The 5826-nt window shown below is 63.6% G+C and carries 11 protein-coding genes; 6 read left to right on the top strand and 5 right to left on the bottom strand.

What is annotated here, in order from left to right:
- A partial coding sequence (locus KBY93_RS15885) for a hypothetical protein (protein WP_255095388.1) occupies positions 1 to 444 on the bottom strand: 444 nt, incomplete at its 3' end.
- A gap of 332 nt (positions 445 to 776) precedes the next feature.
- Complete coding sequence (locus tag KBY93_RS15880; protein ID WP_255095387.1) at positions 777 to 926, bottom strand: thermonuclease family protein; 150 nt, start codon at positions 924 to 926, stop codon at positions 777 to 779.
- Positions 927 to 1162: 236 nt separating this feature from the next.
- Between KBY93_RS15880 and KBY93_RS15875 the strand changes: the two genes are divergently transcribed.
- Positions 1163 to 1342: a hypothetical protein gene (locus tag KBY93_RS15875; RefSeq protein WP_255095386.1), complete on the top strand. Its 180-nt coding sequence runs from the start codon at positions 1163 to 1165 to the stop codon at positions 1340 to 1342.
- Positions 1343 to 1503: 161 nt separating this feature from the next.
- Positions 1504 to 2580: a DUF3616 domain-containing protein gene (locus tag KBY93_RS15870; RefSeq protein WP_255095385.1), complete on the top strand. Its 1077-nt coding sequence runs from the start codon at positions 1504 to 1506 to the stop codon at positions 2578 to 2580.
- Between the two features lie 320 nt (positions 2581 to 2900).
- Here the strand turns inward: KBY93_RS15870 and KBY93_RS15865 are convergent, their stop codons facing one another.
- A complete protein-coding gene (locus KBY93_RS15865; RefSeq protein ID WP_255095389.1) occupies positions 2901 to 3128 on the bottom strand; it encodes a thermonuclease family protein in 228 nt (75 codons plus the stop codon).
- 115 nt (positions 3129 to 3243) lie between these two features.
- Here KBY93_RS15865 and KBY93_RS15860 point away from each other — a divergent pair, with 115 nt between their 5' ends.
- Entirely contained in the window at positions 3244 to 3534 is a 291-nt protein-coding gene (locus KBY93_RS15860) for an SOS response-associated peptidase family protein (protein WP_255095384.1), read from the top strand.
- Complete coding sequence (locus KBY93_RS15855) at positions 3528 to 3659, top strand: hypothetical protein (protein ID WP_255095383.1); 132 nt, start codon at positions 3528 to 3530, stop codon at positions 3657 to 3659. The genes KBY93_RS15860 and KBY93_RS15855 overlap by 7 nt, the downstream gene beginning before the upstream one ends.
- On the opposite strand, the gene KBY93_RS15850 is transcribed toward KBY93_RS15855, so the two are convergent.
- The gene (locus tag KBY93_RS15850; protein WP_255095382.1) at positions 3660 to 4400 is read right to left on the bottom strand and encodes a DUF6781 family protein; all 741 of its coding nucleotides are present in this window, start codon (positions 4398 to 4400) and stop codon (positions 3660 to 3662) included.
- 104 nt (positions 4401 to 4504) lie between these two features.
- Between KBY93_RS15850 and KBY93_RS15845 the strand changes: the two genes are divergently transcribed.
- Both KBY93_RS15845 and KBY93_RS15840 read left to right on the top strand, forming a co-directional pair.
- Entirely contained in the window at positions 4505 to 4660 is a 156-nt protein-coding gene (locus KBY93_RS15845; RefSeq protein WP_255095381.1) for a hypothetical protein, read from the top strand.
- Positions 4657 to 4974, top strand: coding sequence for an MTH1187 family thiamine-binding protein (locus tag KBY93_RS15840; RefSeq protein WP_255095380.1), 318 nt, complete (start codon positions 4657 to 4659; stop codon positions 4972 to 4974). Before KBY93_RS15845 ends, KBY93_RS15840 begins: the two co-directional genes overlap by 4 nt.
- A gap of 10 nt (positions 4975 to 4984) precedes the next feature.
- Here KBY93_RS15840 and KBY93_RS15835 read toward each other — a convergent pair whose 3' ends face one another.
- Complete coding sequence (locus KBY93_RS15835; protein WP_255095379.1) at positions 4985 to 5257, bottom strand: transglycosylase SLT domain-containing protein; 273 nt, start codon at positions 5255 to 5257, stop codon at positions 4985 to 4987.
- Positions 5258 to 5826 lie beyond the last annotated feature (569 nt).

Genomic DNA, 5826 nt, shown 5'->3' with positions numbered 1-5826 from the left:
CGTCTTTGGCACAGGCAAGCGCAAATATTCCTTGAAGTTGATCATGGCCAGACTGTCCGCTGGCGCTGAGGGTTCAATCTCAATGAGCTTCCTGGTGATGTGCGCGGAGAAGATCCTGAGGCTGCTGTGCCTCTTTTTTGTATTCCTTTTCGCTTGGCTTTGGAGCCTTCTTGAGCTCAATTCCATGGAAGGAGGTGCCTGCAATGGTCCATGTCCCAAGTGGGATGATTTGCCGGTCACCGCATAGCCAGATTTGTGGGCTCCGCAATAGCGCATCCCCTGCCGCTCCAAGACCGGTTTTGGCTGCCGCTCTTTTTCAGGAGTCCCTATCTGGGGTTCATGCTGGTCTGGCCTACGCACCGCTCGCCGGGGGAGGGCTTCTGCATGAGGCAGGGATACCAGCTCCTTAGTGCGGTTCAGACCCAACAGTTCGGTCGGCTTCATCACAGCCGCAGTGAGCTTCGGAAGTTGCGCACGACCTACTGATCAACCGATTCAGGCACCCACCTCAGACCCGGCCTGCACCGGCCCCGTCTCGCTCAGCTCATGGAGCCGGGCCATCCGCAGCTGATACCAGCACTCCCGATCAGGCCTGGACTCAACGATCACATTGCAACAGTCGCGGCGCAGTCGGAATCACCATCGGATCGAGTAGATGCTCAGACGCGGCGAAAGTCCCAGGGCCGGGTGATTCCACCTGATACCTGCCAAGCCCTAATTCAGCGCCGACTGGTCCAGGTACTTTTGATATGCGTAGCCGTAGGCCCGCGGAGGTTTCAGGTCATTCCATCCTCCACTATCGCCAGGTTCAGGTTCACTGCCACGTTCACATCGGCCACGGCGCGACCATGGCGATCCACGGTCTGCGGAATCAGCCGCACGTTGCCGCCGATCGGCTCACCAAGCGGTTGCAGACCTGTGAGCAAACCGCCTGGATGCTGCGCACCTGCTTGAGGCCTGAACGGCTCTGAGCAGCGCTCCATCACCCGAACTCACCCTGCTGAGACAGCAGTAGAGCGTCTCTCCCATGCCATGGGCCCGGACGGTGACTAACAGCACATTCTGGTCTAATCAGCTACAGACAAAACTATGCCGCATCTCTACCGATGAGGCTTATGGTTGAGATGCGGATCAGTTTTTCCGCTTCTCCCAGTCCCGCCCAATGTCCAAAGCCTCCACCAGCACTGCCCGCGAACAAGCCCTTCGGGACTCGCTGCTCGTCCGTTTCGCCGCAGCGGCCGCAGCTGGAAACATCGACACAAAAACGGCCCTCAACCACGAAGCCACCTACCTGGGCATTCAGCTCAACAAGATCAACGGCTCTACCCCAGGCACCCACTGAAGCTGGAGCAGGCATCCAGATGCCCCCCCAGCAGAGCCGCCCTTAACCAGGATCCCCTTGTTCAATCACCGCGACCGGGTTGAGCTGCCGATCCCAGCACTCAGCTACTCCAGCGAAGACGAGCTGAAGCTGGTGCTTGTCTGACCTGCGCTGAGCCCACCATGCCCGATCCGGAAGCCGACCTTCCCCTGGCCACCCCCCCGACCCAACAGCGCATCCTCGAACTGGGCCCCTCAGACAAGGATGCTGAGTATCTGCAGCAGAACCTCTCTGCCCTGGCCGCTCGCGACGGGTTGCTCTGGCTGGGGGGTGATGAGGGCCGCAGCCTCTACCGGCTGCAACGCCTTGGTGAGCACCGCTACGGCGACCTCTGCGAAGTGAAGCTCAAGGACTTCGGCCTGGCCGGCGGCAAGGACGACGGCGAATCGGATATCGAGGGTCTGGCGCGCGACGGTGATCGGCTCTGGCTTGTGGGCTCCCACAGCCTGCGGCGCCGAAAGCCCGACGACGAAGCAGAACCCCTGCGCTTGCATGACAGGCAAAGCCGCAACGCCCATGTGCTCGGCTGCCTGCAGCTGAATGGCGAGGGCCTGCCAGTGGCAGGGCAGCGGCTGGCGTTGGACCCAACAGGCGGCGGCGATGTTCTCACCAGGGCCCTGGCGGCCGACACGCGGATCGCCCCCTTTCTGACGATTCCCAGCAAAGAGAACGGACTCGACATTGAAGGCATCGCCGCCAGCGGGGAGCGTGTGCTAGCGGGGCTGAGAGGTCCAGTGTTGCGTGGCATTGCCCTGGTGCTCGACCTGCGCGTGGACGGCCTCAATGGCAACGAGCCCACTCTCACAATGACCGGCCTGCACGTCCGCTATCTGCAGCTGGGCGGCCTGGCGGTGCGTGACCTGGCCGTGGTGCCAGGCAGTGAAGACGTGCTCGTGCTGGCCGGACCGACGATGACCATGGCAGGTCCTTGTTATCTCTACCGCTGGCGCAACGCCCTCCGCCCCAGGGATTCAGATAGCCCCATTGAAGTCTTGGTGGAGGAACCTGAGCCCCTGCTGTGGATCCGCGATGGCCGCCCTGGCCGACCGGGGGAGGGCAGCGACAAGCCAGAAGGGCTGGAGGTGCAACGCCTGGAAGGCAGCCTGATGGCCTGGGTGGCCTATGACGACCCCACTGTCACCCGGCGGCAGGGCCAGGGGGCCCGAACCCGGCTGGATGGGTTTGTACTGCCGGATTGATCGCTGCTGGCCCTGACTCCTCCTCGTCGCTGCCTCCTACCGGCACCAAATCGGATTTGGAGGCATCAACAAGCTCCTTGACTTTGGCGAGCAGATCAGCGCCGGTACACCCCTGCGCCTGGTGCCCCGACGCCTGCTCCTGGGCGAACCCCGGCTCCGGAGGCAGGTCCACCGATCCCCCCGGGGTTCGGACGTGCCAGGCAGACTCCGCCGGAGGCAAGAGACAAGGCCACACCAGACACAGCCAGAACTGCGAGTGCATTGAGCTTTCGCATCACACATTGATCAGTGGAGTCCCTTTCTCCTAACAGCGGCCACGATCAGCGCAGCCGAACCCGCCGAAAGTCCCATGGGCGGGTGATGCCGCCTGGCACCTGCCACACCCCGTAGCGGCGGCGGGAAGCCCGGAACTCTGCATCCAGATACTCAGTGGCATCGCACTGACCCAGGTGCTTCCGGTAGGCAAATGCCTGGCCGTCCTCCACCATCGCCAGGTTGAGATTTACCGCCCCGATCACTTCGGCAACGGTGCGGCCGTAGCGATCGATGGCCTTCGGGATCAGCCTCGCTCTTCATGGATGGCGGTCTGCATCGCGGTTGTACTGCCGGGAGTCAGGTCACGCAGATTGGGAGCAGTCTCGACTGGATCCGCAGGCATCGCTGATGTGTGGCCGTTACTCGCTCACCACCACGATCGATCAGTTGCTGCCACGGCTCAAGGGTCCGCTGCCGGAGGGTTTGCTCGAGCACTACCAGCCGCGGCAGCAAGTGCGGCCAGGCGAACCACTGCTGATCCAGCGGCAGCAGCATGGCCGACCTGAAGTGGGCTTCGCCCAGTGGGGTCTGGTCCCCAGCTGGCTGAACGAGACGCGCGGCAAAAGCCGTTCTTTCGTGGTCCCTGGCGCCATCACCACTGCCTGCTGCGTCCGATCCACGACCGAATGCCGGTGGTGATCAGTGATGGATGGGAAGAGGCCTGGTTGCTACCGGAAGACGCCGCCGAGCTGCGGGGGCTGGAGGCGTTGATGGCCCCATGGAATCCCGCCGGCAGGGAGGCGATTCCGGTCGACTGGTTGTGATCAGCTGCGCACCGGAGGCTCCTGGGCCCCAGAACCGCCCTGCTCATCTCCCTCCTCCTCAGCCGCTACAAGCGGATGCGAGCCGCTCAGGCGATCGGCGATCCCCTGCAGCACCCCACTGGTGAGGCCCGCCAGCAGGGCCGCTTCCTTCTGCAGCACGGACGTGGTGACCTCCACCTGATCGCTCACGCATTCGGCGAGGGCCCGGCCCAGGCTCGTCACCCCCTCCTTCACGGCTGAGCCGACGGCCGATCCCGACGCGCGCGCATGGTCCGCTACATCCACGAGCGTCGTGCGGGTGAAACCAGCCGCGCTGGATGCCGTCTGGCTGACGGTCTCGATGAAGAGGGATTCCAGGGTGGAGAGATCATCCAGTCGCCGCCGCAGCGTCTGCCGGGAGAAGGCGCCGGCATTTCCGACGGCCTCCTCCAGGGTCAGACGGGTGGCCTGGGCTGCGGCAGCCAGGGCCTCATCAAGGCCTTGCAGTGCCTCTCTGAGAGCGAGTTGCCCGTCACTGGCTCCCTGAGCGCCGCCGGTGGCGCCGGCAACCACCGCGCGAACCACCTTCTGAACAGCGCCTTGATCCAGTTTTCCTTCGGTCAGGGCGCGGAGGGTGAGGCTGCGGACGTCCTTGGTGATGGCGGCCGGGTTATCGCTCAGCACGGCACGGACTTCCCGCTCGAGGGTCTCCTCCTGCCCGAGCGGTTGCTCATGGGTCGTGATCTGTTCCTGGATGGTCATGGCCGCTTGCACGGAGGCTCTGCCTTCCACTGTGCTCAAGCGATTACCTGGGCGGGATGGGAGGCGCTACTTGCGTCACACAGCCGCTTACTGAACGTGCCAGGATGTTGGTCGTAATCGCGCAATGGCCTGAGCTGGAAGCCCATCGCTCGCTGCTCAGCCAGGTCCAGATCGAGGAGCAGGAACGAGCGGCCTACGACCGTCTGAGTCAGGTGGCGGCAGGCCGGGTGGAGCGGTTGCTCGAGCTGCTCAAGCAATGAAGGTGATCGTCGATCTCTGCGTTGTGCCGATTGGAGTCGGCGTCAACCTGGCGCCCTACATCGCAGCCTGTGAACGGGTGCTGCTGGACGCCGGCCTCAAGATCCAGCTGCACGCCAATGGCACCGCGATTGAGGGCGAGTGGGAGCCAGTGTTCACAGCGATCGAGGCCTGCCATGCGGCCGTGCATGCCATGGGCGCTCCACGCATTTTCACCACGGTGAAAGTCAACACCCGCACCGATCGGGACCAGACGCTGGAGGACAAGGTGGCCAGCGTCGAGGCGCTGCTGCAACAGAGTTCGCCTCCCGGGTAAGCCCGAGCGCTCATGGCTGATTGCCCCAGGGCCTCCAACCCGACTCGCGGAACATGCGATAGGCCAAGGTGCTGTTGACGACCGGATCCAGCAGCTGGTCCGGCGTGTGAATGCCCATCGCGGCCATCAACCGACGGTTTGCCGTGTAGTGGATCTGGAACAGACCGATGCAGGCCCCGGCGCAGCCACGGGCTGTGGGGGACAGGCCGCTCTCCAGGCGCGCCAGCCGGATGGCGGAATCATGGTGCGCAGCGGGCCACACCTGACGGATGGCGGTGAGCACTTGGGCTTGGCCTGCTTGAGTGGCTTGAGCAGCGGGAGCCACCCAGGTAGTGGCCCCAAAGGCCAGGGTTGCACCGAGCAGCAGAGGGGTGGCTCGTCCAGCAGAAACAGCGTGAAATGGCATCCATCCACCCGGCCAATTGCGTCGGACGGTATCGGCTACAAGGCGGGTTGACCAGTGGTTGAAGTGCCGAATGGACTTGTTCAGTCAACGAACAAGTGAGCACGTACGCCCTCAAGGCGTTGCTCCAACCGATGTCTGAACGCTGCTTATGAGAAGGGCGCCCCGTGTCGGGCGCCCTTTGGCCGGTTGCAGGGACTGATTGGTGCTGCCCTGGTCGAGGCCTCTGATTCAGAGATAGATCCGCCTGCCTGTCTTGTCAGTACGGCAAGCCGATCCACCGCATCAACGGCGGCATCAGAGCGATTGCAGCTGGTCAGCCGAGCCACTCCGCCAGCTTGGTGTAACGCCTGCGGCCCAGGTGATTCTTCACGGCCATTGCCAGCGCTCTCTTCTGACCCACCAGCACCACCAGCTGCTTGCCGCGGGTGATGCCGGTGTACACCAGA

This window comes from Synechococcus sp. J7-Johnson (genome assembly GCF_024345795.1).
In the GTDB taxonomy this organism is placed as follows: domain Bacteria; phylum Cyanobacteriota; class Cyanobacteriia; order PCC-6307; family Cyanobiaceae; genus Regnicoccus_A.
This window is presented reverse-complemented; position numbering and strand designations above follow the sequence as displayed.

Excerpts from the sequence above, each read along its gene's own strand:
- KBY93_RS15875 (WP_255095386.1), top strand. The coding sequence starts at position 1,163 with ATGTCCAAAGCCTCCACCAGCACTGCCCGCGAACAAGCCCTTCGGGAC.
- KBY93_RS15870 (WP_255095385.1), top strand. The coding sequence starts at position 1,504 with ATGCCCGATCCGGAAGCCGACCTTCCCCTGGCCACCCCCCCGACCCAA.
- KBY93_RS15860 (WP_255095384.1), top strand. The coding sequence starts at position 3,244 with ATGTGTGGCCGTTACTCGCTCACCACCACGATCGATCAGTTGCTGCCA.
- KBY93_RS15850 (WP_255095382.1), bottom strand. The coding sequence starts at position 4,400 with ATGACCATCCAGGAACAGATCACGACCCATGAGCAACCGCTCGGGCAG.
- KBY93_RS15845 (WP_255095381.1), top strand. The coding sequence starts at position 4,505 with ATGTTGGTCGTAATCGCGCAATGGCCTGAGCTGGAAGCCCATCGCTCG.
- KBY93_RS15840 (WP_255095380.1), top strand. The coding sequence starts at position 4,657 with ATGAAGGTGATCGTCGATCTCTGCGTTGTGCCGATTGGAGTCGGCGTC.